This is a genomic window from Nicoliella sp. ESL1113 (assembly GCF_058509245.1).
This window is the reverse complement of record NZ_CP196387.1, coordinates 106,219-132,011: the sequence shown is the minus strand read 5'-3', so window position 1 is coordinate 132,011 and position 25,793 is coordinate 106,219. Positions and strand designations below refer to the sequence as shown.

The following is a 25,793-nucleotide window of genomic DNA, read 5'->3' as shown; positions in this document are numbered from 1 at the left end:
TATCTAACGATTAGCGGGTGCTTTTTATTTTCTAATCCATTTCAATATTTTTAAGCTCACTGACTCTAATTTTCATTATAAAGTATAAAACGTCCTGCTTAGAATATTCATCATTATGATCAAGCCACAATCTAATTATCGATAAAATTGAGCCAGCCGTATAATAGGCAAACATCTTCTTATAACGGTCATTTTTATTTGGGATTAGTGAATCCCAAGATTCATAGGTCATTTTTAAAAATAGTTCTACCATTTTAAAACCAAAATTATGATCACCATGTTCACTCATAAAAAAAGAAATATCATCTCGATTATTATCGATCACGGTTAGTAAAGTATCAAAAACAGCCATTCGATTATTGATGCTAAATTGATAGTGTTTCTCCTTTAACATTCGATTGCGGTGTTCATAAATTCGATTCAAAAGCATTTGCTCAGCCTTTTCGATCAAATCATACTTATCAACAAAATGACGGTAAAAAGTGCTTCGGTTGATGCCAGCTTCAGTGATAATATCACTTACGGATACCTTATTCAGTCCCTTTTGTTTTGCGATCACAATCATACTTTTGATGATCAATTCATCGGTTTTCAATCGTTTATTTTGATAATGGGGCATTCTAAATCACCTCTATGAAATAAATTCTAAACTTATAATCTCAAAATGCAACAAAATGATTAATTTTAATGATTGTATTAAGTTTAATCAAAACATAAAATGAATGTACCAATAATCATAAAAGGAGTAAAAAAATGAGTAAAGAAAATAATAACGCTAAAAGTGGCGGGACTGGTCTTATCTCGGCCATCCTGCTAGTTGGGACATTTGCGTGTGTCCTTTCACAAATGTTATTGACTACTGCCCTTCCTAAGCTAATGACCGCTTTTGACATTAACACGTCAACTGTCCAATGGCTTACAACTGGATTTTTAATGGTAAACGGGATTATGATTCCGATTTCTGGTTTCCTAGGTCGGCGAATCAACACTAAATGGTTGTTCGTAGGAGCCATGACCGTCTTTTTAATCGGTTGTATCGTTGCCTACGTTGCTCCGAACTTTGGGACCCTATTCGTAGGACGGATCATCCAAGCATTCGGAACTGGGATCATGATGCCATTACTACAAACGATCATGTTCTCACTCTTCCCGCCTGAAAAACGGGGAGCTGCATTGGGACTCGTCGGAATCGTCGTTGGGGTTGCCCCAGCAATCGGGCCTACCCTTTCAGGTTGGATCGTCGATTCATTTAACTGGCGTGATTTATTTGGAATGGAAATTCCAATCATCATCGCTGTTATTATCTTGGGGATTTTATTCATGCGGCCAGTATTGCCAACTACCAAGGAAAAGATTGACATCGTTTCAATCGTGCTTTCAACAGTTGGTTTCGGGGGCTTACTTTATGGTTTCTCATCCGTTGGTAACGATGGTTGGGGATCAACAAAGGTAATCTCATCCTTAATCATTGGTGCAATCGTGGTAGCCATCTTCGTTTGGCGGGAACTCAAGCTCAAGAAACCATTCCTAGAAATGCGGGTCTTCAAGTACCCTCGCTTCACCCTTGGAACCATCTTAAGTACGATCATGATGATTGCGATGTTCGGGGTTGAAACCATTCTACCAATTTACTTCCAAAATGTGCATGGATTAAGCGCACTTGATTCAGGATTAAAATTACTAATTGGGGCATTGATGATGGCATTAATGAGTCCAATCACTGGAAAGGCCTTCGATAAATTCGGTGCTAGAAGATTAGCAATGGTTGGGGTCTTATTACTAACCGTTGGAACAATTCCATTTATGTATCTAAATGCTACCACCCCAGTTATGTTCATCGTGTCATTCTACACCCTTAGAATGATTGGGATTGCAATGGTATTGATGCCCGTAACTACTTACGGAATGAACGCTCTACCAAATGATTTAATCTCTGATGGGACCGCTGCTAACAACACCGTTCGGCAAATTGGTGGTTCAATTGGATCAGCAATCATTGTATCAATTCTTTCCAACGTTACTTCAAATGCTAAACCAGCTCACCACCTCTTGACTGAAAACCCAATTGCATACAAGGTAAAAGCAATTAGTGCTGTCATCGATGGATACCATGCTGCATTCCTGTTCGCAGCGGTATTCTGTGTGCTCGGTTTAATCGTAACATTCTTCTTAACTGACAAGAAGAAAGCTAAGTAGGGAGGAATTTGAAATGATACTAGTTACACTATTAATTGGTGTATTCGGAACGTTCATTAGTTTTGTATACGTTAAAAACATTCCATTGAGATCATTATTAACCGCGATTTGTTTAGTAATTCTCTTTGGCTCAACATGGGCTTCGATCGCTAATGACAATAACCACTTCATGATGGAAAAGAAAACAACCACTCATTCAAAGCAAATCTATGCTACCAATAGCAATAACGGTCTGAATCTAATGGTTTACCAAAACTTGGGGACCGAAAAGAAGCATGATGTCCAAACTTACAAAAAGACCAAGGATCAAAAGACCCCTAGTCATACTCAAATTGATGAATTTACCACTAATAAGATCAAATATGTAAGTGGTGATAAGGCGACTTTAAAGACTGCTACTACTAATTGGGAGTTCACCAAAGCAGGTAAGTTCTGGTTTGGGATCAACGATTGGAAGTTAGGCAATGACAAGAGCGACTTTAAGATCGTTAAACGGGTCAACACCTTCTATATTCCAAAGAGTTGGATCCACATTTCTAAGAACCAAGCTCAACAACTTAGCAATCAATTGAAAAAGGCTCAATCAGGAGCAAGCGCTAAGCAACAAGAAGCAGCATTGAAACAACAAGCCCAAGCATACGTTCAAGCAAAGGTTAAAGCTGCGGTAACAGCTAATCCAAAATTAGCGACCAATAAAGCAGCTCAACAAAAATTAGCCAAACAAGCTGCTGCTGAATTCCAGGAACAACTAGTGCAAAAGAAAACTGCGCAAATTAAGACGATGCTCAAATCAATTCAAGAATAATCAAAAAAGACGTGCAATGCACGTCTTTTTTATAGATTCAATTCGTAAGCTAAGCGCTTTGGATCATCAGTATTATTAACTTCAACAATCCCGCGGTATTTAAAATCAAAACGCTCTCCAGCAGCTTGCATTGCCTTATTCAGTCGATGAGTATCAAAACGAACATTTTGAATCCCATTAATGGCAGTCACCGTAATTAGGTTGGATAGAAAGTAGGAACTAAGGTGCTGACCACGAAACTTACTGGCAATTGCAATCCGATGAATCGTTGAATAGCGATCGGTCGGCTTTTGCCAAGCTCCGTCAATATCATGGTAAGTGGGTTCAACATCAAATAGTAACGATGCCGTTCCCGCAATCTCTCCAGCATCAATTAAGACGTAGTTAATCCCATTTTCAATATCTGCTTGTAAAGTCGATTCGTATGGATAGCCAGCTTGCCACTGGGTGCTCCCACTTTCCTTTAATAACTGCTTAGCATCATTAATGACCTGCATAATTGCTGGCAAGTCAGATAGTGTACCCTTCCGAATATAAACATCAGCCATTCATTATTCCTCCCGTGCTTCTTTAACCATTGTAATATGGGGTGTTTGGGCATGAATAAAGACATCCCCCTGGGTCTTAAATCCAAATTTTTCATAGAAGCCCTGTTTGTCCGCCTGGGCGGTAATCACAATTTTACGATGACCAGGGTACACCCGCTCAATTTGAGTTAGCAAGTAATCCATGAGTTGCTTGCCCATTCCCGTTCCACGAACGCTGGGCACAGTCAATACCCTTCCAAAGTCTAGTACACCATCGACTTCATAAAATCGGGCATACGCAACCAACTTGCCTTGATCATCAAATCCCATCACGTGGTAGGCAGTCAGGTCTTGTTCATCTGCATCAACGGTCGTGCGGTTTTGTTCCACACAGAACGTTTCAGCACGAATGTGGTACATTTCCCAAATCTGGTGGTTCGTTAATTCATCAAAACGTTTACAAATCCATTTCATCGTTAAAACCTCTTTCTATCTTATTCGATTCCAAATTCAACAGAAATCGGTTTTAACACCGCTCGAAGGCGGTCAATTACAATCACAATAATTTTCATTTTTTTAGCAAGTAGCAATAACTTCAAAAGATTTGAATGCATTGACCTACCCTCCCTTTAAAATAATTATTAATATTATAGCGCTGTTCAACTACCATTGCATACAAAAAGCCCAGCTAACATTAGCTGGGCTTTTTTAATTCTAATCACACTACTTAGCAGCGTCTTTTGATTCTTGACTATTAATGGCTTGCTTTTGGTTCTTAGCAGCCGCATTAATTTCAATTTGGTGCTTCAAATCTTCATAACCAGGCTTGCCAAGCAATGCAAACATGTTTTGCTTGTAGTCTTCCACTCCTGGTTGATTGAATGGGTTAATGCCGTTCAAGTAAGCTGAAACAGCAATCGCGAATTCAAAGAAGTAGATCAATTCACCTAAGCTATAAGCACTTTGGTCCTTAACGGATACGACCATGTTAGGTACGCCACCGTTAGTGTGGGCTAGAATCACACTTTCAAAGGCCTTCTTGTTAACGTAGTTCATCGTTCTTCCTTCAAGGTATTCGATTCCATCACCGTTATCACCAGTCTTTGGCACGTCAACGTCAGAAGCTGGTTGGTCGACCATCACAACGGTTTCCATTAGGTTTCTAACCCCTTGTTGAATGTATTGACCTAATGAATGCAGGTCAGTAGAGAAGTTAGCAGAACTTGGGTAGATCCCCTTATTGTCCTTTCCTTCTGTTTCACCAGCAAGTTGCTTCCACCATTCTGAAAGGTAACGTAGGTTTGGTTCATAGTTTTCCAAGATTTCGTTAGTGTAACCCTTCCGATAAAGAATGTTACGGTATGCAGCGTATTGGAGTGCCCCGTTTTCAGCAAGTGGCTTAGCATTGTAGTAGTCTTGTGCATCAGCAGCCCCTTGCATTAATTCTTTAATATCCACACCAGAAGCTGCGATTGGTAATAAACCAACTGGACAAAGGACTGAGTAACGACCACCAATTCCATCTGGAATAATGAATGATTCGTAACCGTTAGCCTTAACTTCTTGTCTCAACGCACCGTTCTTAGCATCAGTGGTAACGTAGATCCGTTGCTTAGCAGCAGCTTCACCATACTTTTCAACTAATAACTTTCTAAACACCCGAAATGCGATTGCAGGTTCAGTGGTGGTCCCAGACTTTGAAATGACGTTCACTGAAAAATCACGGTCGCCGATCAACTTCACAAGGTCGTTAACGTATGAGCCACTAATTGAGTTCCCTGCAAAAATCACTTGTGGAAATTCACGTTGGTCATCAGGAGTTGCTTCATAGAAATTATCGTGAAGAAAATCTAATGCCATCTTTGCACCAAGGTATGAACCACCAATTCCAATTACGACGAGGACCTTTGAGTCGGATTGAATTTGTTTAGCAGCCTTTTGAATCCGCGCAAATTCTTCCTTATCATAGTCCTTTGGAAGGGTGAGCCATTCACGCATTTGGCTTTCCACTCCCGTCCCGTTGACTAATTCATCACGAGCAGTGTCTAACATTGGCTTAATTTCTTTAAGTTCGTTTGGTGCTACAAAGTTTGTTAATGCTGATTCATCAAATGATACATTTGTCATTACAATCACCTCATACAGATTATATTAAATTTTAACGATATTTTCCTTGTAGTATTGCTTGAGTGCTAACGAAAAGTTCCCAACGGTGGCCGAACCATTATGGGCTACCTTAGGCATTTGAATGTATTCATTCAAGTCACCCACAGCAACATAGTCGTTAAAGATGTTCTTGAAGTGAACCCGTACCATATCCAAGAACTCTTCACTTACGACTCCCCCACCAAAGATGATGCGTTCAGGACGGATGAACAGCGTTGCTTGAACTGCAGCTTGAGCAACGTAGTAAGCAACGTAATCCCATGCAGGATCAGTCAATGGTACGAATTGACCCTTCTTACCAGTCCGTGCTTCGAAAGTAGGCCCTGCGGCAAGCCCTTCCAAACAATCACCATGGTAAGGACAAATTCCCTTGAAGTCCTTGTCACCTTCTGCACGCTTCATTTTAACGTGCCCAGCTTCAGGGTGGCCAATGTAGCCTAAGAAGTGACCGTTATTAACGATCCCAGCCCCAACTCCAGTCCCAATGGTGTAGTAAACTAATGAATGCACTGGATTATGATTTTTAATCGAGGTGATGTATTCACCATATGCAGAACCGTTAACATCAGTCGTCCAATACATTGGGACGTCAAAGTACTTCTTCATGGTTCCTAAAAAGTTGGTGTTTGACCAGTGCTTTTTAGGCGTATCAGTAATATAGCCATACTTTGGGTTATCTACCCGCACTTCGATTGGGCCAAATGATGCAATCCCAATCGCCTTAATTTCTGGAAATTTTTTAAAATATTCAACACATTGACCGATCGTTTCTGATGGGGTCGTTGTAGGAATATGGATGCTATCTTTAATTTCAAAATCTTCATTGCCGACTGCACAAACGAACTTAGTTCCACCGGCTTCAATACTTCCAAATAACATTGTAACCACCTCTAATTGGTTCAAATTATTTTACTTATTTTTATTTCAATCAATAGAATTTTTCTTTTCTACAAGTAAAAGATAGCATTACTTGAAAGCGTTTTCAATAAAAAGCACCTTCTTTTTTTATTTTTTCTTTTTTTAGGGCAAAATAATTGAAAGCGCTTTCTTAATGTGCTATTTTTAAACTATCAAATGTTTTAAATTAACCTGTGAAAAGAGGAATCGTCTCATGCTATTAGGCAGTATTGAATTTCGCGATAATGAAGTAACCTGTGCCGTTGGTGATGGACATGTCGACATCAAAGACAAAGTTGATTTTCCACTATTAGATCCCAAAGAGACGTTGAGAAAAGTCGTGAACTATTTTCAGGGCTTCGATCAAATTAAAGCAATCGGGGTTTCATCATTTGGCCCCCTCGAATTAAGAAATTATTCTTCCAAGTATGGCTACATTATGGACTCATCGCGCAAGAACTGGTCCAATGTGAACCTATTAGGAACCCTCAAACAGTATCTCAAGTTACCAATGTCATTCACCACCGATGTAAATAGTACTGCCTATGGTGAATACATTATTTCAATCTTAAAAAACGACCCCGTCTTATCACTAGTATATATTACCATTAGTAAGGGGGTCGGTGCTGGAATCGTGAACGATGGCGAATTAATTGGCTATCAAGGTAGTCCTGAAATTGGCCATATTTATCCAGAACGCCATCCAGATGATCAAACCTTTCCAGGAACATGTCCCTACCAGGGCGATTGCTTAGAGGGCTTAGTATCTGAGCCAGCATTTGAAGCCCGCTTTGGAAAAAGTTATCGGGAAATTTCGATGTTCAACCCCATTTGGGATATTTGTGCTTATTACATTGCACAATCGGCGGTCCAAGCAACGTTAATGGTCCGTCCACAAAAAATTATTATCGGCGGCGACATCGTTAACGAAGTTGAACTCGAAAAAATCAAAAAACAATTCGCTAAGGTGTTAAATAACTACGTTGACGTTGGTTCGATCGATGATTACATCGTCGCTCCTTCCAATTCGAATCGGAAGTTATCGATTATTGGAAATCTTTCATTAGCCAAACGTGCTTATTATTCAGAATCAGACTCATATAGCGAATAGATTATTCACATTGCAAAATTAAAAGGCATCCAGAAATGGATGCCTTTTTTCTGCATTGGCAAAGTTATAATTTTAAACCTTTTAACCCTAAAATTCCCTAATTCCATTTTTATAGACGGCCTTATCAACTTGTTGAACCGCCTTTATATCAGTAAGCGGATCGTTATCAATAATTAGAAAATCAGCAACCTTACCGATTTCAATCGACCCATAGTCCTTATCGATTTGCATCAATTCAGCGGCACGATAGGAAGTATACAAGGCATCAAAGTTCGTGAAGCCTTCCTTTTCAACTAATAACTCTAATTCCTTTGGTGTCGTAATTGTAAAATCATTATATGGCGTCCCAGCATCAGTTCCCAATGCAATCTTGGCACCATGTTCATATGCCATCCGAATATTAGAATAAACATCTTCAATTGCATCATTCATCTTCTTATGTTCCCACTTCGGTAATTCATCTGCACCATACGTAACAACTGACCAAGCAGCAGTAATCGTTGGGACGATGTAGATGCCTCGTTGCTTGATTTCTTCAACTTGCTTTTCAGTTACATAAAAGCCATGCTCAATCGAATCAACACCCGCATCAATTACATTTTGAATCGATGAAGTTCCCTCTGCATGTGCAGCAATAATCGCATGTTTGTTATGAGCCTCATAAACGGCCACTTTAATTTCATCAACGGTCAATTGAGCTTCATCCATCGCATCCCACGGTGACATTACACCGCCACTAGCCATAACCTTAATGCTATCAGCACCTAATTTGAAATTTTCCCGCACCTTTTTGCGCATTTCATCTTCAGAATCAACAATGTAGCCACCATGCGGATAATCACCATGCCCACCAGTCATGGTAAATGCTCGACCAGAAGCCATCATATTGGGAACGTGTTTGATTTTTCCCTTTTTAATTAGGTCGTTAATTTGAATATCGACTCCATAAGTACTCCCACACTGCCGAATATAAGTACAACCAGACTTTAAAAACTGATGCATGAAATGAATTGCATCAACGATCGTCTCAGTAATGTTTTTCACCCCACCGTCACTCTCTGATGGGTCATCCGTAATATGAGTATGGGCATTGATCATTCCAGGCATTATGTACTTGGCGCCCACATCAATTACTTGATCAGTCGTTGGCATCGTCCCCGAACCAATTTGTTCGATTCGCCCACTTTGATCATCAACGACCATCCAAGCTGCCCTTTGAATCTTATTATTCACCCCATCAAAAATGTTTGCATTCTTAAATCCTATCTTACTCATTTATCCAAACTCCCTTCGAATCAAAAACGTCCCTTAGCATTTAGCTAAGGGACGTTCGAACGCGTTACCACCCAATTTTAAGTCATCTTCACAGATGCCATCTCATACAGAAACAGTAAATTCTGTCGTGCGATAATGGGCACCACCAGTTCATCTCGTAAAATAAACAATAATAATCAATCTTTAAGTCATTAGCTCTAACACCCTTCCATCCAACAGTGCTCGCTGAATAGAACTAATAACTGAATCCATATAATTAATTTACATCTTTATTATCTTAATAATGTCTAATATTCTATCTACCAATCATTAATAAGTCAATCTAATTTACAGTAAAGATACATTAAAAAAACTAATGATTAAATTATAGTTCATAATAAAATTGATATATCAGTGTTCTTTTAATCAAATTACTTAATTTAATCTAACAATCATAAAAATTAATTTTACTTATAATTATTTTAGTAATATCATTATCCATAACTATAGTCAGTCAAGGGAGGAATTATTATGTTTAGTAAAATTGGACAAGTTATATTTGAAAACGAAGCCGTTTCAAAAACATCAGACTTTAAAATGGGTCTGGAAGTTGAAATGGATCGTGCCGATGAAACTGGCCACCTAAGTACAGAACCATATCCAAACACCATTGGTGATGAAACCACCAACCCATGGATAACTAACGATTTTCTAGAGGCAATGTCTGAGGTCGTTACCCCTCCTGCTAAAAATGCCATTGATGCGGTTCACTACTTATACGGGATCAATACTTCATTACGGACTGCCCTTTCTCCTGGTGAAATTTTATGGCCATTATCGATGCCACCAATCATGCCTAAGGTTAAGGATAAGACTCTCATTGCTCACACCACTCCTAAGAAACAAAAATACTTCGAAACATGGTTAAAAAAACACAGTATTTCTGAAGGTGCTCCTTGTGGTACCCACATTAATTTAAGTATTCGTCCACACATTATTAGCATTATTTATAAGAACTTTCCAAATCGGTTTAAGTCTGAACAAGAAGTTAAGAACTACTTGTACATGACGATGGCGCAAGGATTCATTAGATATCGGTGGTTAATTACATATCTATTCGGTGCTAGTCCAATCGCTGAAGAAAACTACTTTGACAGTGATAATCGTCCTAAACATCCCGTCCGTAGTTTACGGCAAAGCACCAGCTTCGGATTTGGGGCTAAGTTCTTTGCTGACTACACTAACTTAGATACCTATGTTGATTCAATGAATGAAGCCGTTAAAAATAAGACTTTATTAACCACCGCAGAAGGTCAAGGACCCGTAAGACTCCGTGGTGATAATGATTTGGATAAGATGAAAAAGTCTGGGATTCAATATATTGAACTCAGAATGTTAGATTTGGATCCAAGTAGCTCAGTCGGTATCAGAACGGGTACCATCCGATTCCTAAGATTAATGGCCACTTACTTTATCATGAGTCCATCACTAAAGCCGAGCGAAGTTGTTAAAACGCTTGACCGAGCTAATGAAATGAATGATAATGTGGCACTGGAAAAGCCAGATGAATGTACGTATAAATTACATGCTGCATCATTGATTCGGCAATTAAAATTTTTTGTTAATTCAATTCAAGCTGGCCCTGAATATCAAGAAATTATTCAAGATATGGAACTACGGGTTAAATATCCACGCCTTACCCCTAGTGGTCAACTTCAAGAAAAGATCAAGGATAATTCATTAGTTGAATATGCTGTTAAGCTCGGCCGTGAATACCAAGATGGTGCCCTCCAAGCACTAAAGCCATTCCGTGGGTTTGAAGATAATCCATCTGCAGAGGACTTAAAAGAATATCTTTTTGGTGGCAGCTGGGAAGTATAATAAAAAGAAGCGCTCAATCACTAGCACAGTCAAATGTTAAATTTGTTGTTAGTAATTGAATCGCTTCTTTTTTTTTGTAATTTTTTTATTTTATAATTTTAGTTGACCACTATCTAATTGAGATTATAATATTGACAATATTATTTAGGGAGCGTTTGTTAAATTGGAAACCAAAACTAAAATTATCAAATCTTTTTTTGATTTAATTCAAGAAAAGTCCATTTTTGAAATTAGCAACGATGATATTATTAAAAAAGCTAAAATTTCAAAAAGAACCTTCTATAATTACTTTACCTATCGTGAAGATATAATCAATGCAATCAGTAAAACAATTGAAACTAAAATGATCATCCCTATCAACCAGAAAATTGAGGATAGTGTTTTTGATAAAATTGAGAATGTTAATCAATATACTAAACTGTTGCTTGAAATTTTATTACCCGTCTTCAATGAAAATCTGGAATTACTTTATGACCTCGATCGATCTAAATTAAATTACCTCTGGAAGAATCCGCTACAAAAGGAGTTGTACGACGCGTTGCTTACGACCATGATCAAACACCAAGTAAGTAATTTAATTATGCAACTAGTTACAATGTTTACCACTTCTGCAATTGAAATCTGGATTCAAGAAAAATCCGCCTCAGATTATGACACGATCAATTTAAAGTTAAATAAATTAATTAACTCTTCAATTAATGGAATTGTGGAAGGAGCTGAATTTTTAAATGCAAGGTAACGAGGGCAAAATCATTGATGCTTTCTTAATTTTAATCAATCAAAAGTCATTGACTGAAATTACAGATAGTGAAATTATTTATACTGCTAATGTTTCGCGAAGTACGTTTTATAAACATTTTAATAATAAAATTGACATTCTCAAAAGGTTTGAAAAAGATTTTTTAAACCTTATTGTTAAAAATTACTATCATAAAATTAATTCAATGGGGATTCAGAAAATCACCCCGCGCAATCTCTTAGACATTTTTGTGGAAATAGTAATTCCAATTATTTATGAGGAACGTGATCGCTTAAAGATTCTCCAGACCTGCGATGCGAAAGAAATTTGGCTATCATTCGTTAGAGAACGGGCAATTTATTTAGTGACAACACTAATGCCAAACGTTAATCATTATCAGTTAAAATTGGTTGTTAGCAACATTATTGATATCCTTACCGTTTGGTTAGACAGTGAAATTCCAATGTACTATCAAAATTTCCAGTTACTGTTCAAAGAAATCTGTGGAATTCAATTTTACGATTTGCTAAACAAGCATACCCACTACAACTATTTAAGAAATGAACCCTATAAATAAGAAAAGATAACGATTAAATTAATCGTTATCTTTTTATTTTTTAAATAGTTCATCGTAATGTTCAATTTTATATTTTAGGAGTTGCTTAGCCTTACGCAAAGATACCATCTGGTGATCAATATTTTTCAATTGTGCGGTTAAAATGGCTTTTCGATCATCAATTGTTGATTGTCCCTGCTGAAACAACCTTAAATATTCTTGAAGCATTACAATTGGCATCCCCGTGCCACGCATGCAAATTACAAAATTTAATTGTTCTAAGTTAACCTTATTGTAATCACGATAACCACTCTGATCCTTATTGACATCGGTTAATAACCCGATGCGTTCCCAATATCGAAGGGTTTGTGGTGACACGTTAAATTGCTTGGCAACCTGATTGATTCGCATTAAACGCTTTGTCCAGTTGGTCTAACAAGGATTTCATTGACATCTACCGTGTCTGGTTGACTCATCATGAAAATTGCTGCATTTGCAACGTCTTCAGGACTTAATGCCATGTTCTTATTCGCAACCATTTTTCTTAAGTTCGCTGCGATTTTTTCGTTCCCCACACTATCGAACAGATTCGTGTTCACGGCCCCTGGTGAGATGATCCCCGTCTTGATACCATTGCCATGTTCTTCTTGGCGCAGGCCTTCCATAATTGCACGAACAGCGAACTTAGTCCCATTATAAGTTGCAGAACCTGGGTATAACACATGTCCAGCAACTGAATCAGTGGCCATAATTAACCCATGTCCCTGCTTATGCATTTGGGGAAGACTGGCCTTGATTCCATTCAAGACCCCAATGATATTGGTATCAACCATTTGTTGCCAGCTCTTAGGGTCACTATCGGCAATTGTATCTTGGGGCATAATCCCAGCATTGTTGTAAATAATATCTAATTTACCAAATTCATCAACAGCAGTTTTAACTAATGCCTCAACTTGGTCTAATTGATAAACATCGGTTACCTTAGCGATCACATTTTCTGGATGACTAGTACTTTGCTTTAAAGCGTTTAACTTGTCAGCGTTTCGTGCACCAATTACTAGCTTAGCTCCCTGATCAACGGCTAACTTGGTCGTTGCAGCACCCATTCCAGAACTAGCTCCCGTGATTACAATTACCTTATCTTTTAAAGTCATATTAAATAACCTCCTTTATATTTATCAATATCATAAACCTTATAGTTAACTATAGAGCAAATAAAAAGGCTTCGTTTAAAGTGTCTTTTTCATTAAAATATCACGTTGCTTATCAGATCCGACCATAAAGACATGGTCACCAAATGGCACAAAGCCCTTGTGCGCATAAAAACCCTTCGCATTTTCATTATGTTCCCAAACGCCCAACCAAATTTCAGTCTTATGGTGTTGTTTTGCTTCCGAGAGCGCCTTAGCAAACAATTGGCTCCCCAGTCCTTGGTGCTTATATGCGGATTCAACGTAGATTCGTTCGATTTCTAAGGTATCAGGCCCCATTGCTTCGGTTTGGGCAGGGCCCATATTTAATTTCAGGTATCCGGCAACTTCTTGATCCACCCTAATAAAGTAAAAGAATGAATCAGGATTTTGAATTTCTTTCGTTAACTTGTCGATATTATATGCTGCTTCTAAATATCTAGCCATGTCCTTCGGGGTATTATCTGCGCCAAAAGTGTCAGCAAAGGTATTGCGACTAATTGATTGTAGTTGGCGAACATCATTTACGGTACATTGTTCGATTGAAGCCTCGATATTAAACATCTCCTTGTTTTTCACTATCCTTATAATTATATCAAATTTTTATTTAAAAATAACGATTATAATTTAAGATGTTAAATGCTTCAGCACATGAGATGCCAAATCCGTTCAAAATTACCGCAAATAAAAAAAGCTGCATCGGTATTTAACCGTAAGCAGCTTTTTTCATTAGTTGTTTTCATCATAATCGGATGTTGGTTTAGAGGCTCCCGCTAAGGTTTGAATCTTTAATTCACCACCATTATCAATCATCTTGGCAGTAAAATCATAGATTTGAATATGGTCTGGCTGACCACCAGTTTGTTCAAAATCATACTTAGCCTGGAAACTTGCCACGTTGCCACGAGTAGTTAAATTCTGCACTTCAATATTAACGGAGGCTACGTTAGAGTTTCCACTTTGTAATTTGACCCAACCATTCATATCTTGGTAGCTACTATTGGCAGTTCCATCAACAAAGCTATCGGCAATATCACTTGCATTCCCACTGTCAGAAACATCTTCACTAACTGAACTAAATAAGTTCCCTAAAACATCATTGGCATCATCAGCAGAGATCGTAACGTTAGAGGTACTGTTCGATTGGCTATTATCAGCAGAACTGGTACTAACTGAGGAGCTACTGCTAGCAGAAGCGCTACTGGATGAACTACTGGAACTAGCACTATTTTGTGTTGCTGAATTATTGTTACCTGGACTAAATATGAAGATGTAAGCAGCACCAATTCCAATCAAGACCAAGATGACGATCACTGTGATTAATGTAATCACCAATTTGTTCGCTTTGCTTTTTGGTTGCTTTTGTTCTTCGCCATTGGAAACGTTCACGTTTCTAGCCCCTTCGGCAAGGTTATCATTTTGCTCAGCAGAATCATAAATATGATGTTCCGCACTGCTTGTTGCTGATTCGTTAAATTGATAACCACAATTGGGACAAAAGCGCGTATCTTCACTTACTAAATCGCCACATCTAGGACATTTTTTCATTATAATTCCCTCCAGATCAGTTTCAATTTATTTCCATATAACATGAGACAATGAATATTACCACCTAATACTTTCAATTAACAGGCTATCTTGAATATGGAGATAGTCATCCCCAACTTCATCTAGGTGCTCACCCAACCAAACCTTTTGCTCTTTGACCAATTTTTGCGCAAAGTTACGGGCCCAACGACCGTTTGAACGTTCGTTTTGGGGCAGCTGTTCATACTTATTAGCAACGATCGATGTTAATAATTTATCGTTTACTTGCCAGTCTTTATCAATAATGGCTTTAACGATCTGCGCCACTTCTTCAGGTGTGTAGTCATCAAATTCCAACGTTAATGGAATTCTAGAACGGAGTCCCTCATTAGCATCGAGAAATTTGTTCATATCGTCAGTATAGCCGGCAAAAATTGCAATGAATTTATCACGATTATTTTCTAATTCAGTAATAAACGTTTCTATGGCTTCCTTCCCGTAGTCACTAGAGTAACCACTATTCGTTAATTGATAAGCTTCATCAACGAACAAAACTCCACCCATTGCATCTCTAATTACCTTTTTAGTCTTTAACTCGGTTTGTCCAAGATATCCTCCAACCAAATCAGGACGTGATACTTCGGTCACGGTATCCTTAGGTAAAATCCCTAAATTGTAGAATAACTTAGCAATTATTCTAGCAACGGTGGTCTTTCCAGTTCCAGGTGCCCCAGAAAAAATCATGTGATAAGTAGCATTATCTTCGGGGATTTTACCCTTTAGTTTTTGCTCCAATTTAACTTGATTGACTAAATTGTTCACAAAATCCTTAACCTTTTGTAATCCGATCATTGAGTTCAATTCATCCAACAAGGCATCTACTTCTTGCCCCTTCTGTTGTTTATTACCACCTGTTAATTCATCAATATCGGAATTTTTAATTGTCGGAACATCTTCAGATTCATCATTGGTTTGATTAGAAATAAAGGTTGAAATCAATTTTTCATTAAAATTACGAACCCATCTTCCATTACTATTATCATTATTAGATTTGAATGCTTCCTTAATTGCATTGGCATAGTATTCTTCATCAACATTAAATTCATGATCATGAAGATATAAGATTCCAATTTTGGCAATTTCATCTGGCTTATAATCATCAAAATAAAATTTATTTGGTATCCGAGAAGATAAGCCAGGGTTCATGTTCAAGAAATCATTCATTTCTTTCATGTACCCGGCAAAAATAATCATAATCGTATCACGATGGTCTTCCATATACTTAAGGATCGTATCAACCGCTTCTTGCCCAAAATCACTCCCCCCACTTTTAAAAAGGGTATAGGCTTCATCAACAAATAATACGCCCCCGTTGGCTTTTTCTAATACTGCTTGGGTCTTAGGAGCAGTTGAACCTACCGTTTGGCCCACTAAATCCTGACGACCTACTTCAACGTAGTTTGCTTTTGGCAATACTCCCTCTTCAAACATTACCTTTGCCACTAACCTAGCAACGGTGGTCTTACCAGTTCCAGGGTTACCAAGGAATACTGAATGTAAAGATTGATTAGTCGTTTTAGCCCCTTGAGCTGCTCTTTTTTGATTGAACTTGGTAACTTTTATAAATGCATCAACTTGCTTTTTCAGATTTGGCAATCCAATCATTTGATGTAATTGATCAATTGCTGGTTCATCAGTGGCATCTAGTTCGTCTAGATTATCCTCAGGAACGTTAATTTTTTCATCATTTAGGGGGGTCGGTTGATTTAATTTTAAATTAATTGATCCTGGAACATTAACATTACAGTTATTATTACTAATAGTGCCAAAGGAATTCTCAGGCTTAGTAACATTAATATTTAAATCACTGTCAAAAATCAATCCTTCTGAAAAATCATCAAATAGCTCCAATGTCTTAATATTAACAACTGAGTGATTCTTGATTAAAATTATATCATTATTTTCAGAACCTTCACTTTCCTTAGGACCGTCGCCTAAATACAAGTGGTCCGATTCTAATAATCCATTATCTTTAACATTAATTCTTCCATGAACTTTACTAGATTGCATTTCCAATTTAGAACTAGCAACGTGTGGTTTAGTAATATCACAATTAGAGATTAACGCATAACTATCATTGATGGCACAAATTCCATTACCATTATTTTTATGTTTTACATTACAGGAAGTCAGAATGCAGTTGCTGTTCTCAAGCCAAAGCAGCGGATAGTTACTATCAGCATTGCTTTCAAAAGCAACATTATCTGCGATTAGCTTACTATCATTTTTAATATTACATAGATTATATTGTGCGCCTTCGTTAATTAAGCTTATTTTTTCCAGCTTTGCTGTACCACCACCATTGATAATCAAGTGCGTATGCAAAATAACATCATCTGGAGAATTACCATTACCACAAAGTTCAACATAACCTTTATGCGGAATCTCCAAGTTATCAATCTTGTATTCACCTGGATCTAAAATAATGCGGTCACCACTTTTAGCTTGATTAATTGCATCCTTAAGGTTATGGCACTTCCCAAAACCATCACCCACTAAAATTACATGTTTCATTAATATCACTCCCCCCAATTACTTATAAAATCTCCTTGCTTGCACAACGATATAAATTAATCCAAATAGCCCCGTCAAAAAACTAAAGGCATATCTCAACATAAAGATAAATAGTTTTATCAAAATCCAGATAATAACGGCACGGGAGCCCAGACCATTAACTGATAACGAGAGCGATGATGCAAAAAACATTTGGCTAAAAGTGCTACTATCACCAACTTTGCTGCCAATTTCTCTTAAAATCGTAACTGTAAATGGATATAATACCAAATTCAATAAATTATATATTCCTGAATTAATAAAAAACCAGCCATAAATAATAAAACCAATGATTCCGAAACCATATTGAACCAACCAAAAGCTTAGTGGTTGCATTTTAAAAACATTGATTATCCATTCAAGGACTGCTATATGACCATTTTTGTTCCGATTGTTAAGCCTAGAACTATTATTAACTTTTCTATGTAATCGCGATTTATTTTGATCATCATCATTATCAGAATAAGTGCCAAATCTTGGCTTATCACCCATAAACAACCACTCCCATATATAATTTAACTTAATATAATTTTATTATAAGACTAGTAAGTGTGCAAAGTTAATTATCTAAATGTTTAGTGGAATGGTATCGTAGGTTAATGGGACGAAAGCAAACAAATACCTTGTACACAATCTATTTTGTGATATCATGAAAGATGTTAATTGATATTTATTAACCCCCAATATTATTCAGTTGAAATGATTCAGCGAATAACCAAAAAGAAGCGCTATTATAACGCTCCTTTTTTGTAGGTAGATATATTAAGGAGGAAGCAGCATGAAGAATCCACAATACGATTACGATGTAATGTTCATTGGCGCAGGGCATGCTTCGGACGGGGCGTCACTACTAGTTCGAAATGGCTACAAAGTTGCTAAAATCGAAGCTGAACGCGTCGGTGGCACCTGTGCGAACTGGGCTTGTAACGCTAAGGTCGTTTTAGATGGTGCCGTTGAACTAGCTAGAACCCAGGAACGATTAGCTAAGATCGCACGGGGCGATTTAAAAATGAGCTGGGATGCTAACATGGCACATAAGCATCAAGTGATTAGACCGCTAGATAAGAATATGGAAAAACGATTCGTCAATGCGGGCATCGATGTCATTCGGGGCTGGGCTAAGTTATTGGATGCCCATACTGTCGACATTGATGGGCACAAATTCACTTCGGATCAATTCGTAATTTCAACTGGGCTGCACCCAAATAAATTAAACGTACCAGGAATTGAATTGACTCATGATAGTAAGGATTTCTTAGACCTTGAACCGCTCCCCAAACGAATGACGATCATCGGCTCTGGCTACATCAGCATGGAATTTGCAACGATTGCCAATGCATTCGGTAGCGAAGTCACCATCATGATGCACGGTAACCGCGCGTTACGTAAATTTCATGAACCATACGTTCAAAAGGTAGTCGATGACCTCACTAAGCGTGGCGTTAAATTTATCCCCAACGCAAACGTAACTGGTATTACTCAGGATAATGACCAGCTCGTTGTTGAATATCAAGATGGCCAAAAATTAGCTACTGATTGGATTTTAGATGCTACTGGACGGAATCCCAACCTCACTGGTTATGGACTAGATGAACTAGGAATTAATTATAGTGACCGTGGGATTCAGGTTAATGGTAAGATGCAGACCAACATTGCGAATATCTTTGCCGCAGGTGATGTTGCTGATACCGACCAACCTAAGTTGACCCCGACCGCAACTCATCATTCTAATTACATCGCCCACTTTATTATGGGCGATACTGACAAGGACATGCAGCCCTACGTGGTTCCGACCGTGACATTTACATCACCTCGCATCGCTGAAGCTGGGGTATCAGTTGAGGAAGCAAAGGCCCATCCCGAACAATACAAATTAGTTGAAAGCGACGTTACGGGAGCATGGTTTCGACAAATTACTCAAGATCAGATTGCTGATCAAGCATTAATTTTTGATCATGATGACCATCTAGTTGGTGCTACTGAAGTAAGTGAAGAGGCCGAAGATTTCATTAATGGAGTTTTACCAGCAATCGCACTGAAGCTCAACCGTGAACAAAGGGAACAACTGGCGCCACTATTCCCTTCGATCATGCATGAAGGTTGGAAAAATTTAATCTAATTAAAATTTACACTTGCTTTAATATTTTCTTAATGATATATTAATATTAATTTAAAACGAACGGAGGAAATATTGCTATGTTATTTGTAGACCCAAAAACTGAATTTTGTATGTGTTCAATTTTAGTCGACATTGACGATTGCAATGTTTCTAGAATCTTTTTGTGCTAGATAAGTAGATTAATTGAACACACTTAATTAATAGCATGAAAAATTTAGAAAAGCCTCGTTAGATGTCGCTAGTCGACACCTAACGGGGCTTTTTTGTTTGTTAAAATTAATTTATATATATTGGAGTGAAGTTTTATGGCAACCCGTTTTAAAAAATTAAGTCAATTTGGATTAACAGCTGCACTAGCAGTATTGGTGTTAGCTGGGTGTAGCAACACCAAGAATTCTTCGGATTCTAATGCTAGTTCCAAGAAGACTTTGGAATGGATGAGTCCTGCATCAATTGCCACTCTAGATCCATCCAAAGCCGTTGATCAAATTAGTGATCAGACCCTTTATAATAGCAACCAGGGATTATTGGTCCTTGCAGGTGAAAATAAGGTTTCGCCTGGGATCGCCAAAAGTTATTCAGTATCTAAGGATGGTAAAACATATACTTTCAACCTACGTCACTCTAAATGGAGTAATGGTAAACCGTTGACTGCCCAAGATTTCGTATATGGAATCCAAAGAAGTGCCAATCCTAAGACCGCTTCTCAAATGGCCTATTACCTTGGTAACATTACTGGATACGATGCAATTCAAAGTGGCAAGGCAAAGCCAACGACCCTAGGGGTTAAGGCAGAGGGTAAATACAAGCTCGTCTTTAATTTGGTAAAACCACAAACTTACTTCAAGACGTTAGTTACGCTGCCAATCTTCTACGCCCAAAGCGAAGCCGTGGTTAAGCAATATGGATCCAGTTACGGAACCACCAGCCAAAAGATCGTTTCCAATGGACCATTCACGGTTACCAAATGGACTGGTAGCAATGATAAATGGTCGCTTAAGAAAAATCCTTACTACTGGAATGCTAGCGCCACTAAGCTAAATAATATTAACTACCACGTTATTAAAGATCCACAAACTGGTTTAAACCAATACCAAACTGGTAAATTGGATGAATTACAACTTTCTGGAAAAGAACAAGTTAAAAACTTTAAAAATAGCAAGCAATTAGTTAACCGAAACACCCTTTCAATGGTTTACCTTTCTGTTAACCAAACGACAGTTCCCGCATTCAAGAATTGGAAAATTAGACGGGCCCTTTCACTTTCGATCAACCGAAACCAATTAGTAAATGATATCTTAGGTGATGGATCGCTTGCTGCTAAGGGATTCGTTCAAGAGAAGCTCGCATCTAGAAATGGGCAGGACTTCGCTGATGCCGCTTACGTCCCAGATTCTTCTAGCTACAACCTAACAAAGGCTAAACAACTATGGAAGCAAGGCCTAAGCGAAGTTGGTATCAAGAGCCTTAATGTATCAATCCTAAATAGTGATGATGATTCAAGTAAACAGGTAAATGAATTTGTTCAAAGCCAATTCCAGAAACTACCTGGCTTAAAGGTTACGAACGAATTATTACCACACACCACAGTTACAGGTAAGACACTTAAGTCTGATTACCAAATCAGTGTTTCTGGTTGGAACCCATCCATCACAGACCCCGTTTCACCACTTCAAACTAAGGTGACCGGTAACGCGATCAACACTTCTAAGTGGTCGAACAAACAATACGACGAACTAGTTGCACGTTCAAAGGATCAAGATGCCAATGATCCAGCAAAACGGTGGGATGATTTAGTATCTGCTGAAAAGATCTTAATGAAAGATCAAGGGGTAATTCCACTTTACCAAAAGAGTATGCCTGAAGTAATTAAGTCCAATATCAAGGGGATTAAGTACTTCCCTAACGGTCCAATTTGGGATTTTGCCCATGCATACGTAGATTAGTTTTAAAAAAGCCGCTCATTGAGCGACTTTTTTTATTACCATAATCATGTATAATTAAAAATGATTAATTTGCTGTAATTTTAAATTACACAACCAGCGTTGCTTCCGAACACGGCTGGCTAAAAACAACAAGGAGATTTTTAAATGAAAACAATTAGTATCACATCATTTTGGAACGGCCTAATCCGCATCCCTAATGATTTAAGAGTTATCTTTAATCCGAAGCGAATCGTAAATGAGTTAATTTCATTAAAACCATTTACAATGATCTTAATGGTGTTAATGACCATTACAAACATTATCGTATTCATATTTGCTAAGGATTTTTCCTGGCTCGGTTGGATTGGGTTAGCTACCACGATTTCAACCGTCTTCAACCTCATCTTGGTTGACCAAGGACGAATCACCAACTACTTTTGGGGCTTGATCAGCGTCAGTGTGTGGTTAATTATCGCAGCCGAGAATCGCCTCATTGGTGATATCGCTTCCCAGTTATTTTACTGGGTCATGCAATTCGTGGGCCTATCGGTTTGGAATGCAGAAATCAATCGCCAAGATGACCACCGCGAATTGAATGCTCGGAAGATGACATTCTTACAGGGCCTTTGTTGGACAATTGTATGTATCATTAGTTACTTGGTCGTGTTACATTTCAGCAAGGCGTTAAACGGCACACAGATCTACCTCGATGCCGCCCTACTCCCGCTTGGTATCGTAGGCCAGATATTAATGACCTACGGATATAGCTCGCAGTGGGTTGCCTGGATCATTTTAAACGTTATTAGTCTTGTCATTTGGTTCAACCAATTTCAAGCGCTTAGTCCAGCATCCACAACCATGCTAGCGTTGCAAATTATGAAGTTAATCAACTCAATCTATGGGTATTGGCTTTGGCGGCATAACGAATAAACCATTTTGACCAGCAAATTAATCAATTAAATCAAACTAAAATAGCCACCATGGGGATTTCCCCTGGTGGCTTTGTTATTATTCATCCTTATATTGATTAAAATTATCGGTAATAAATTGAGCGGACTTAGCTAACTTCTCTTTTTCGTCATCAGTTAAATTAATTGGCACATCTTCAATGATGCCATGCCGTCCAACAATGACTGGATATGACATGTAGTTATTGAAATCAGGACGGTAATTGGAGACCACCACTTCGGTCTTCCCATCATTTAACACAATCGTTGCTAACCTAGTAACAGCTGCTGCAATGGCATAATTAGTATACTTTTTACCGAAAAAGACCTTATCACCATCGCTAATTGATTGTTGTGATAATGCATCTAGATCCAAGTGGCCATCTTGATTCAACTCAGCCATAGAATGACCACGAACTGAAACTGTTGACCATGCTGTAAACTGTGAATTACCATGTTCACCCAAGTTAAAGCCATTAACTGAACGGGGGTCCACGTTAAACTGTTTGCCGACAATCGTCTTCATCCGTGCTGAGTCGAGCATCGTTCCACTTCCAAACACCCGCTTTTTATCAAAACCAGTAAACTGTTGATAAACTTGGGTGATTACATCACATGGATTGGTAATGACAATTAAAACACCTTGATAATTAATTGCCTTGAGCTTTGCACTAACCTGCTTAGCCTGTTGGATATTGAACACCATTTCACCAAAGCGATTGCCATCTTCTTCAATGCCAATGTTACCTAGTGCTGAAATCACAATATCTGCATCTTGTAACGCATCGTAATCATTCGTTATAATATTCGTTTTGGTTGCTAGATTTGGCATTGCTTGTAAGTAGTCCAAACTATCCGCTTGTAACTTTTCTTCGTTTGGATCAATCAATACTAAGTCATCAACTAATCCAGCAACGATAATTTGATGGGCTACCGTTGAACCAACGTGTCCCAATCCAATAATTCCAATTTTTCTAGCCATAAATTCAGCCCCTTTATCATCTAATTGGGTTAATTATAATCCAATTTGACTACTTATGATATGGTGATCCAGCATTGATCATAAATGCACGGTAAATTTGTTCAGTTAATACTAAACGCATCAATTGGTGGGGAAGTGTAAACCGCCCGAATGAAATCTGGGTATCGGCACGTTTTAATACCGCTTCTGATAGCCCTAGCGATCCACCAATCACGAACGTAATGTCGGAATGACCATAAGTCGCCAGTTGATCGATTTCCTTAGCAAATTCTTCGGAAGAGCGTTCCTTCCCTAAAATAGCAAGTGCATATACATACTCCCGATCACTAACTTTTGCTAAAATTCGGGCCCCCTCTTTTTCGATCACATCATTCATTTGGGCTTGACTTAGGGACTCGGGAGCTTGCTCATCGGGGACTTCTACGATTTTAAATTTGCAGAATCGCGAGAGGCGTTTAGCATATTCTTGGATCCCCGCTTTAAAATACTTCTCCTTTAATTTGCCAACCACTACCAGTTTTATGTTCATTTTTATACATCTCCTTATTAGTTATCCACAGTTTTTCATAAACCTGTGGATAACTTGTGGATAACTACCCCTGTATTTTGTGTTTGGGACAATTTTTTTACCCATATATTGATTTTTGATAAGTGATTAATCCAATAACAGCATAATAATGAATAATTACTATTAAAACAACGTGAAGCGCAATTGTTTCACGTTGTTTATTTTGATATTTCACAAAATGCTAAATTAACTTCCTTATAAACACTAGAATATTTTAACATTTTAAAAATTATTTTTCACAATCAATTCAGCTTGTTTCCCAAAATGAATATTTAAGAATAAAAAAGACCTTGATCATCAATCAAGGTCTCACATAATTATTTTTCTTCATTCGTTAGTACAGCTGGTGAAAAAAGATGTTCAATTTCATCAATTGGTAATAACTTCTCTTCGATCGCAACATTTTTAACGGATCGATTTTCTGCTAAGCCCTTTTTAATTAGGCGAGTTGTTTTTTCATAACCAATCTTAGGACTTAGAACGGTTGCAGTAACTGCGGAATTATCAACATCAGCAGCACACTGTTCTTCATTTACTTTAAGATCATTCAAACAGTTATCTACCAAAGTTTTAATCGCCCCTGTTAAATGCTCTTCAGCAGTCAAAATGCTCTTAAACATGATTGGTTCAAAGGCATTCAATTCTAGTTGACCAGCCTCTGCAGCCATCGAAACTGTCGTATCAAAACCAGCGACCTCAAACGCCACTTGATTAACTACTTCAGGAATTACCGGGTTAATTTTATCTGGCATAATAGATGAACCCGCCTGGCGCTTAGGCAGGGCCAATTCGTTCAATCCTGCCTTAGGACCACTTGCTAACAATCTCAAATCGTTACTTACCTTTGAAAGGTCAAGTGCCAATGTCTTTAACACCCCAGAAAACGTAACAAAATGGTCGCTGTTTTGAATTGCGTCAATTAAATCTTCATCAGTCGCTAATTCTAGTCCTGAAACAACGTTCAAAGCTTCTACTACATGTTTCTGGTAATAATCAGTCGCATTAATCCCCGTTCCGATTGCAGTTCCGCCAAGGCTGACGGTCTTTAATTCATTTGTTGCCGCACTGATTCGTTTTAGATCGCGTGTAAACAGAGTTGCATAAGCATTAAAACTCTTTCCATATGTAGTGGGAACAGCATCCTGTAACTGAGTCCGCCCTACTTTAATGGTTTCACTATAGCGATTGCTTAAATTTTTAAATTGATCAACCAATCGTTTTACCTGTGCACGTAAAGGTGGCAGTAGCTTTAGCATTGCCATTTTACCAGCAGTTGGGTAGGTATCATTAGTTGATTGACTTTGGTTAACGTCATCATTAGGATGAATTTTAACATCTGGATGCAATTTCATTGCGACGTTGGCAACAACTTCATTCGTATTCATATTAGTAGAAGTCCCAGCCCCACCTTGAATTGATGGAACGATAAAAGCTGAAAAGTCCTTTTCATGTAATAACTTATCACATGCATCCACAATTGCACTTGCTTTTTTTCGATCTAGAGTTTCTGCATTAGCATTGATTTGAGCCGCTGCTTTTTTAATTTCAATGTAACTTTGAATTAACAAGGGGTCGTTCTTTTCCTTTGTTATTGGGAAGTTACCAGCTGCTCGTAAAGCATGAATCCCATATAAAGCATCGTCTGGAACTTTCATTTCGCCAACACAATCTTTTTCAATCCGCATCAAAATGCATCTCCTTAAATTCACCATATGTTATAAAACGTTACATTAAGTATACAAGGAATAAAATATTTGTCAATATTAGTGGCTTAATTTATGTTAAAATAC

The 25,793-nt window shown here is 38.0% G+C and carries 24 protein-coding genes; 9 read left to right on the top strand and 15 right to left on the bottom strand.

The window, feature by feature from the left end:
- Nucleotides 1–31 precede the first annotated feature (31 nt).
- Nucleotides 32–619: a TetR/AcrR family transcriptional regulator gene (locus ACSYTJ_RS00630; RefSeq protein WP_491719883.1), complete on the bottom strand. Its 588-nt coding sequence runs from the start codon at nucleotides 617–619 to the stop codon at nucleotides 32–34.
- A 134-nt stretch (nucleotides 620–753) separates the two neighbouring features.
- Between ACSYTJ_RS00630 and ACSYTJ_RS00625 the strand changes: the two genes are divergently transcribed.
- Both ACSYTJ_RS00625 and ACSYTJ_RS00620 read left to right on the top strand, forming a co-directional pair.
- On the top strand, nucleotides 754–2,196 hold the full coding sequence (locus ACSYTJ_RS00625; RefSeq protein WP_491719882.1) for an MDR family MFS transporter: 1,443 nt from the start codon (nucleotides 754–756) through the stop codon (nucleotides 2,194–2,196).
- Between the two features lie 13 nt (nucleotides 2,197–2,209).
- Entirely contained in the window at nucleotides 2,210–3,001 is a 792-nt protein-coding gene (locus ACSYTJ_RS00620; RefSeq protein WP_491719881.1) for a DUF4811 domain-containing protein, read from the top strand.
- 29 nt (nucleotides 3,002–3,030) lie between these two features.
- On the opposite strand, the gene ACSYTJ_RS00615 is transcribed toward ACSYTJ_RS00620, so the two are convergent.
- The 4 genes from ACSYTJ_RS00615 to ACSYTJ_RS00600 all read right to left on the bottom strand — a co-directional run bounded on the left by ACSYTJ_RS00615 (nucleotide 3,031) and on the right by ACSYTJ_RS00600 (nucleotide 6,573).
- The gene (locus tag ACSYTJ_RS00615) at nucleotides 3,031–3,549 is read right to left on the bottom strand and encodes a GNAT family N-acetyltransferase (protein WP_491719880.1); all 519 of its coding nucleotides are present in this window, start codon (nucleotides 3,547–3,549) and stop codon (nucleotides 3,031–3,033) included.
- A 3-nt stretch (nucleotides 3,550–3,552) separates the two neighbouring features.
- Complete coding sequence (locus ACSYTJ_RS00610) at nucleotides 3,553–4,002, bottom strand: GNAT family N-acetyltransferase (RefSeq protein ID WP_491716950.1); 450 nt, start codon at nucleotides 4,000–4,002, stop codon at nucleotides 3,553–3,555.
- A gap of 249 nt (nucleotides 4,003–4,251) precedes the next feature.
- Nucleotides 4,252–5,655, bottom strand: a complete 1,404-nt coding sequence (locus tag ACSYTJ_RS00605; RefSeq protein WP_491716949.1) for a glucose-6-phosphate isomerase — start codon at nucleotides 5,653–5,655, stop codon at nucleotides 4,252–4,254.
- 24 nt (nucleotides 5,656–5,679) lie between these two features.
- Complete coding sequence (locus ACSYTJ_RS00600) at nucleotides 5,680–6,573, bottom strand: ROK family protein (protein WP_491716948.1); 894 nt, start codon at nucleotides 6,571–6,573, stop codon at nucleotides 5,680–5,682.
- Nucleotides 6,574–6,805: 232 nt separating this feature from the next.
- Between ACSYTJ_RS00600 and ACSYTJ_RS00595 the strand changes: the two genes are divergently transcribed.
- A complete protein-coding gene (locus tag ACSYTJ_RS00595; protein WP_491716947.1) occupies nucleotides 6,806–7,702 on the top strand; it encodes an ROK family protein in 897 nt (298 codons plus the stop codon).
- A gap of 87 nt (nucleotides 7,703–7,789) precedes the next feature.
- On the opposite strand, the gene ACSYTJ_RS00590 is transcribed toward ACSYTJ_RS00595, so the two are convergent.
- A complete protein-coding gene (locus tag ACSYTJ_RS00590) occupies nucleotides 7,790–8,977 on the bottom strand; it encodes a metal-dependent hydrolase family protein (protein ID WP_491719879.1) in 1,188 nt (395 codons plus the stop codon).
- 510 nt (nucleotides 8,978–9,487) lie between these two features.
- Between ACSYTJ_RS00590 and ACSYTJ_RS00585 the strand changes: the two genes are divergently transcribed.
- The 3 genes from ACSYTJ_RS00585 to ACSYTJ_RS00575 all read left to right on the top strand — a co-directional run bounded on the left by ACSYTJ_RS00585 (nucleotide 9,488) and on the right by ACSYTJ_RS00575 (nucleotide 12,153).
- Entirely contained in the window at nucleotides 9,488–10,837 is a 1,350-nt protein-coding gene (locus tag ACSYTJ_RS00585) for a glutamate--cysteine ligase (RefSeq protein WP_491716945.1), read from the top strand.
- 163 nt (nucleotides 10,838–11,000) lie between these two features.
- The gene (locus ACSYTJ_RS00580) at nucleotides 11,001–11,576 is read left to right on the top strand and encodes a TetR/AcrR family transcriptional regulator (RefSeq protein ID WP_491719878.1); all 576 of its coding nucleotides are present in this window, start codon (nucleotides 11,001–11,003) and stop codon (nucleotides 11,574–11,576) included.
- Nucleotides 11,566–12,153, top strand: coding sequence for a TetR/AcrR family transcriptional regulator (locus tag ACSYTJ_RS00575; protein WP_491716943.1), 588 nt, complete (start codon nucleotides 11,566–11,568; stop codon nucleotides 12,151–12,153). The genes ACSYTJ_RS00580 and ACSYTJ_RS00575 overlap by 11 nt, the downstream gene beginning before the upstream one ends.
- Before the next feature lie 33 nt (nucleotides 12,154–12,186).
- Here the strand turns inward: ACSYTJ_RS00575 and ACSYTJ_RS00570 are convergent, their stop codons facing one another.
- The 6 genes from ACSYTJ_RS00570 to ACSYTJ_RS00545 form a co-directional block, all read right to left on the bottom strand.
- On the bottom strand, nucleotides 12,187–12,543 hold the full coding sequence (locus tag ACSYTJ_RS00570) for a MerR family transcriptional regulator (RefSeq protein ID WP_491719877.1): 357 nt from the start codon (nucleotides 12,541–12,543) through the stop codon (nucleotides 12,187–12,189).
- Nucleotides 12,543–13,286, bottom strand: coding sequence for an SDR family oxidoreductase (locus tag ACSYTJ_RS00565; RefSeq protein WP_491716941.1), 744 nt, complete (start codon nucleotides 13,284–13,286; stop codon nucleotides 12,543–12,545). The genes ACSYTJ_RS00570 and ACSYTJ_RS00565 overlap by 1 nt, the downstream gene beginning before the upstream one ends.
- 75 nt (nucleotides 13,287–13,361) lie before the next feature.
- Nucleotides 13,362–13,886: a GNAT family N-acetyltransferase gene (locus ACSYTJ_RS00560; RefSeq protein ID WP_491719876.1), complete on the bottom strand. Its 525-nt coding sequence runs from the start codon at nucleotides 13,884–13,886 to the stop codon at nucleotides 13,362–13,364.
- 165 nt (nucleotides 13,887–14,051) lie between these two features.
- Nucleotides 14,052–14,870, bottom strand: a complete 819-nt coding sequence (locus ACSYTJ_RS00555) for a zinc ribbon domain-containing protein (RefSeq protein ID WP_491719875.1) — start codon at nucleotides 14,868–14,870, stop codon at nucleotides 14,052–14,054.
- 57 nt (nucleotides 14,871–14,927) lie between these two features.
- Nucleotides 14,928–17,423, bottom strand: a complete 2,496-nt coding sequence (locus ACSYTJ_RS00550; RefSeq protein ID WP_491719874.1) for an AAA family ATPase — start codon at nucleotides 17,421–17,423, stop codon at nucleotides 14,928–14,930.
- Between the two features lie 18 nt (nucleotides 17,424–17,441).
- Nucleotides 17,442–17,954, bottom strand: coding sequence for a hypothetical protein (locus ACSYTJ_RS00545; RefSeq protein WP_491716937.1), 513 nt, complete (start codon nucleotides 17,952–17,954; stop codon nucleotides 17,442–17,444).
- A 286-nt stretch (nucleotides 17,955–18,240) separates the two neighbouring features.
- On the opposite strand from ACSYTJ_RS00545, the gene ACSYTJ_RS00540 reads away from it, so the two are divergent.
- The 3 genes from ACSYTJ_RS00540 (at nucleotide 18,241) to pnuC (ending at nucleotide 22,436) form a co-directional block, all read left to right on the top strand.
- Entirely contained in the window at nucleotides 18,241–19,581 is a 1,341-nt protein-coding gene (locus tag ACSYTJ_RS00540; RefSeq protein ID WP_491719873.1) for a dihydrolipoyl dehydrogenase family protein, read from the top strand.
- 305 nt (nucleotides 19,582–19,886) lie between these two features.
- Nucleotides 19,887–21,527 (top strand): peptide ABC transporter substrate-binding protein, encoded by a 1,641-nt coding sequence (locus ACSYTJ_RS00535; RefSeq protein WP_491716935.1) that lies wholly within the window; start codon nucleotides 19,887–19,889, stop codon nucleotides 21,525–21,527.
- A gap of 144 nt (nucleotides 21,528–21,671) precedes the next feature.
- Nucleotides 21,672–22,436: a nicotinamide riboside transporter PnuC gene (pnuC, locus tag ACSYTJ_RS00530; RefSeq protein WP_491719872.1), complete on the top strand. Its 765-nt coding sequence runs from the start codon at nucleotides 21,672–21,674 to the stop codon at nucleotides 22,434–22,436.
- 78 nt (nucleotides 22,437–22,514) lie between these two features.
- On the opposite strand, the gene ACSYTJ_RS00525 is transcribed toward pnuC, so the two are convergent.
- The 3 genes from ACSYTJ_RS00525 to ACSYTJ_RS00515 form a co-directional block, all read right to left on the bottom strand.
- Nucleotides 22,515–23,435 carry a lactate/malate family dehydrogenase gene (locus ACSYTJ_RS00525; protein WP_491716933.1) on the bottom strand — a complete coding sequence of 307 codons (921 nt, stop codon included), beginning with the start codon at nucleotides 23,433–23,435 and terminating at the stop codon, nucleotides 22,515–22,517.
- A 49-nt stretch (nucleotides 23,436–23,484) separates the two neighbouring features.
- Nucleotides 23,485–23,964: a 23S rRNA (pseudouridine(1915)-N(3))-methyltransferase RlmH gene (gene rlmH / locus ACSYTJ_RS00520; protein ID WP_491716932.1), complete on the bottom strand. Its 480-nt coding sequence runs from the start codon at nucleotides 23,962–23,964 to the stop codon at nucleotides 23,485–23,487.
- A 356-nt stretch (nucleotides 23,965–24,320) separates the two neighbouring features.
- Nucleotides 24,321–25,688, bottom strand: coding sequence for an aspartate ammonia-lyase (locus tag ACSYTJ_RS00515; RefSeq protein WP_491716931.1), 1,368 nt, complete (start codon nucleotides 25,686–25,688; stop codon nucleotides 24,321–24,323).
- Between the last annotated feature and the right edge of the window lie 105 nt (nucleotides 25,689–25,793).

Coding starts and splice junctions, on each gene's coding strand:
- ACSYTJ_RS00630 (WP_491719883.1), bottom strand. CDS start 619: ATGCCCCATTATCAAAATAAACGATTGAAAACCGATGAATTGATCATC.
- ACSYTJ_RS00625 (WP_491719882.1), top strand. CDS start 754: ATGAGTAAAGAAAATAATAACGCTAAAAGTGGCGGGACTGGTCTTATC.
- ACSYTJ_RS00620 (WP_491719881.1), top strand. CDS start 2,210: ATGATACTAGTTACACTATTAATTGGTGTATTCGGAACGTTCATTAGT.
- ACSYTJ_RS00615 (WP_491719880.1), bottom strand. CDS start 3,549: ATGGCTGATGTTTATATTCGGAAGGGTACACTATCTGACTTGCCAGCA.
- ACSYTJ_RS00610 (WP_491716950.1), bottom strand. CDS start 4,002: ATGAAATGGATTTGTAAACGTTTTGATGAATTAACGAACCACCAGATT.
- ACSYTJ_RS00605 (WP_491716949.1), bottom strand. CDS start 5,655: ATGACAAATGTATCATTTGATGAATCAGCATTAACAAACTTTGTAGCA.
- ACSYTJ_RS00600 (WP_491716948.1), bottom strand. CDS start 6,573: ATGTTATTTGGAAGTATTGAAGCCGGTGGAACTAAGTTCGTTTGTGCA.
- ACSYTJ_RS00595 (WP_491716947.1), top strand. CDS start 6,806: ATGCTATTAGGCAGTATTGAATTTCGCGATAATGAAGTAACCTGTGCC.
- ACSYTJ_RS00590 (WP_491719879.1), bottom strand. CDS start 8,977: ATGAGTAAGATAGGATTTAAGAATGCAAACATTTTTGATGGGGTGAAT.
- ACSYTJ_RS00585 (WP_491716945.1), top strand. CDS start 9,488: ATGTTTAGTAAAATTGGACAAGTTATATTTGAAAACGAAGCCGTTTCA.
- ACSYTJ_RS00575 (WP_491716943.1), top strand. CDS start 11,566: ATGCAAGGTAACGAGGGCAAAATCATTGATGCTTTCTTAATTTTAATC.
- ACSYTJ_RS00570 (WP_491719877.1), bottom strand. CDS start 12,543: ATGCGAATCAATCAGGTTGCCAAGCAATTTAACGTGTCACCACAAACC.
- ACSYTJ_RS00565 (WP_491716941.1), bottom strand. CDS start 13,286: ATGACTTTAAAAGATAAGGTAATTGTAATCACGGGAGCTAGTTCTGGA.
- ACSYTJ_RS00560 (WP_491719876.1), bottom strand. CDS start 13,886: ATGTTTAATATCGAGGCTTCAATCGAACAATGTACCGTAAATGATGTT.
- ACSYTJ_RS00555 (WP_491719875.1), bottom strand. CDS start 14,870: ATGAAAAAATGTCCTAGATGTGGCGATTTAGTAAGTGAAGATACGCGC.
- ACSYTJ_RS00550 (WP_491719874.1), bottom strand. CDS start 17,423: ATGAAACATGTAATTTTAGTGGGTGATGGTTTTGGGAAGTGCCATAAC.
- ACSYTJ_RS00545 (WP_491716937.1), bottom strand. CDS start 17,954: ATGGGTGATAAGCCAAGATTTGGCACTTATTCTGATAATGATGATGAT.
- ACSYTJ_RS00540 (WP_491719873.1), top strand. CDS start 18,241: ATGAAGAATCCACAATACGATTACGATGTAATGTTCATTGGCGCAGGG.
- ACSYTJ_RS00535 (WP_491716935.1), top strand. CDS start 19,887: ATGGCAACCCGTTTTAAAAAATTAAGTCAATTTGGATTAACAGCTGCA.
- pnuC (WP_491719872.1), top strand. CDS start 21,672: ATGAAAACAATTAGTATCACATCATTTTGGAACGGCCTAATCCGCATC.
- ACSYTJ_RS00525 (WP_491716933.1), bottom strand. CDS start 23,435: ATGGCTAGAAAAATTGGAATTATTGGATTGGGACACGTTGGTTCAACG.
- rlmH (WP_491716932.1), bottom strand. CDS start 23,964: ATGAACATAAAACTGGTAGTGGTTGGCAAATTAAAGGAGAAGTATTTT.
- ACSYTJ_RS00515 (WP_491716931.1), bottom strand. CDS start 25,688: ATGCGGATTGAAAAAGATTGTGTTGGCGAAATGAAAGTTCCAGACGAT.